Consider the following 3064-nt stretch of genomic DNA (forward strand, 5'->3'; position numbering starts at 1 on the left):
TCAGGGTGAGGCCCGGCGGGCTTCATGTTATCCCTTCCTCACCGCCATATTCAAAGAAAGAGCCTGAACTCACGTTCAGGCTTTTTTTATGCATGTTCCCCACGAGGAAGGGTGAAAACCCTTGACCGGGTTCGACAAAACCGTTCCGTCAGCGAACGGTTTTGCACGGCAAACTGCCGCCCGTCAGGGTGAGGCCCGGCGGGCTTCATGTTATCCCTTCCTCACCGCCATATTCAAAGAAAGAGCCTGAACTCACGCTCGGGCTTTTTTTATGCCCAACTTAGTTATTGATGTCTGACGGCAGCTGCCACAGCTCGCCAAGCCGGTAATCCCATACCCTGGGAGAGAATTTTATTTTCCCTCTTTCCGGCGTAAAGGTTATTTCACTGAACCAAATATTTTCCTTATTCATAAAGAAGTCCACCCGGCAGTAATCAATGCCTTCAGAGAGCATTTCAGCCAGTTCAAGCAGACGAGCATAGCCAGCGGGCCGGGGAATAGCACGCGGGTTATTGCTCTGCCCCATAGTAAACGGCTGCAGGCGCCAGCCTTCATCATAAATATTGGTCAGCTTATTTCCCGAGGCATCGGTGAAATCAGCTTCCGTAAATCTCGCTTTTTGATGAAAGCAATGAACGCGGTAAAGCTCCGGCGTAATATCCGGGTCGGCGCTCGCAAAAATATCTATATACTGCTCTGCCAGAATAAGGGGTGGGATATTTTTGTACTGCCATTCCAACGATACGTAATAGAAATTACGATTGAGAAAGAAGTCGAGCTTTTTATTACAGCGCGCTACTGCTGCCGCATCTTTGGCAAACACCATCTGGCAGCTGCCGCTGTCGTGGTTGCATTTAAGTACGAATTTATCGGGTAATGCAGCATAGTCAATGTCCGCCGTACACCGCCACACGCCCAGCAACGGGATCAAATAGTTTTCGCCAATTTTCTTTGCAACGTAGTCACGGACCCGGTATTTATCAGCCAGTTGGGTATAAATATCGTTCCTGGTGTAGAGCATTCGATGAATAATTTTTTCATTTAATGACTCAGGATGGCGGAAAATATCTGCGCCACAGTGCCTTTTGCGATAGGCCGTTAACAAATATTTTTCTTCTTTCTGTAACAGGTGACGAAAAATCTTACCCTGATGCTCAATCTTTTTAAATAAATACACTTCTCCGCCCCCTTATTAACAACCTGTTCTGGTACAGGAATAACGGAGCCATCCTGGTCATTATTATGCCAGGAAGAAATAAACCCGAGGTAAACGAGGGAAATAAAAAAGCACCGTTACTTTTCAGTAACAGTGCTTTTATATAAAAAATCAGTTTTTATAAAGACTACTTAATTCCCATCGCGGCCTTCATCGTATAAAACAAATCGGTCTGATCGGTCAGCCCGACAACGTTAGCGGCGTGAGGCCCATAAGCGGCAATGCGCAGCTGCGTGCCGGTATGCTCCTGCGAGTCCTCTTCCGAATTACCATAGCTGATAGTCATCAGGCCGCCCTCTTTAGTCGCCAGTTTTTGCGTCAGGCCGGGAGCCTTACTGTCATTAGGGATAATCTGGCTGGAATGCGCATGGTCCGCCGTGACAATGACCAGCGTATTGCCGTCTTTACGGGCAAACTCCAGCGCTTTTTGTACTGCCTCATCCAGATCTACCGTTTCGCCAATCTGGCCGCAGGGGTTTGCTGCATGATCCTGCTTATCGATCGACGCACCTTCCACCTGTAAGAAGAAACCGTTGTGATTTTTGCTCAGCAGCTGGATAGCCTTATCGGTCATCTGCGCCAGCGTTGGCGTGGAGGCAGGACGATCGGTGTTTACCTCGCAGCTGATGGGGTTGCCTTCCAGGTTACCGTGCAGGGTCGCTTTCGGCCCTTTCCAGCGCACAGGCATATTGCCATCCGCGAACAGGCCCAGCACGGGTTTATCCTGCGTGGCTTCGGTAATAGCGTTCATGCCGTCCAGGTTATCAACCAGCTGGTAGCCGCGCAGCTTCGCCTGCTCGCTCAGCGTCTTGCCCTGCCACTCGCCTGCCTTAGCGCTTTCAGCAAAGGTTTTGCCGCCGCCGCCGAAAGTGACGTCAACACGGGCGTTCAACAACTGTTCGGCAATGGATCCTTTACCGCCCTTTTCCAGCGCGTTGCCTGCGCACAGCTCGCTGGTTTTCTCCGGGCCATAGCATTTACGTGAGGTCACATGCGCCATCTGCGCGGCGGGCGTAGCGTCTTCCAGCTCTGCGGTAGAGACGTTGCCGGTCGCTTTACCTGCCGCCTTCGCCCTTTCCATAATTGTCTGATGATCTTTACCGTTTACATCCACGCCGATCGCCCCGTTATAGGATTTTACGCCGGTGCTCCATGCCGTTGCCGAAGCGGCGGAATCCGTAACGTAATCGGGCTTATGCGTTTTTTTGTCCAGCGAGTAATGCGTATACTGACCGGTGAGCGGCAGCGCATCGATGCCTTTGAAAAAGCCGCCTGCGCCTTCAGCATAGTTACGCGCGGCGGTAATTTCGGAGTCACCCATACCGTCACCGATCAGCAGGATAACGTTTTTAGCTGTTTTGCTGCTCAGCGAAGCTTTCAGCAATTCGGTCTGATCCTCGCTTAAACGGCGAGCGCCGCCGGGCTGTGTAATGTCTCCCTGTGCGGCACGCTGATAATCGGCGGCCTGGGCGCAAAGCGTGATGGATAACAGCGTGGCGGTAAAGGAAAGCGTAAACAGGCTTTTTTTCATCAGACGGCTCCATGAGAAAACGTTTCTAAAAATTTCAGGCGTTTAGTTTGCTACACAATAGTGACGCTTTTGTGTCGGCTGCATGGCAACTTGATGACTGCGCCTGTGCGTTTCTCAGTCGACAGCGAGCGCGACCTGCTTACCGCTTAACCTGCCAGAATAAAAAGAGAAAATTCCCTTGACCGTTCGGCCCGGACTCCCTATAGTAGCGCCCCGTCGCCCGAGAGGGGGATGAAGTTTACAATATGGTGAGGTGTCCGAGTGGCTGAAGGAGCACGCCTGGAAAGTGTGTATACGGCAACGTATCAAGGGTTCGA

General features: G+C 51.3%; 2 protein-coding genes. Both read right to left on the reverse strand.

The window, feature by feature from the left end; all coding sequences use genetic code 11:
- Nucleotides 1–280 precede the first annotated feature (280 nt).
- Complete coding sequence (locus EGK14_RS21025; protein WP_125291001.1) at nt 281–1177, reverse strand: ATP-grasp fold amidoligase family protein; 897 nt, start codon at nt 1175–1177, stop codon at nt 281–283.
- A gap of 166 nt (nt 1178–1343) precedes the next feature.
- Nucleotides 1344–2747: an alkaline phosphatase gene (phoA, locus tag EGK14_RS21030; RefSeq protein WP_125291002.1), complete on the reverse strand. Its 1404-nt coding sequence runs from the start codon at nt 2745–2747 to the stop codon at nt 1344–1346.
- Nucleotides 2748–3064 lie beyond the last annotated feature (317 nt).

Source organism: Erwinia sp. 198 (assembly GCF_003937915.1).
GTDB classification, from domain to species: Bacteria; Pseudomonadota; Gammaproteobacteria; order Enterobacterales; family Enterobacteriaceae; genus Erwinia; species Erwinia aeris.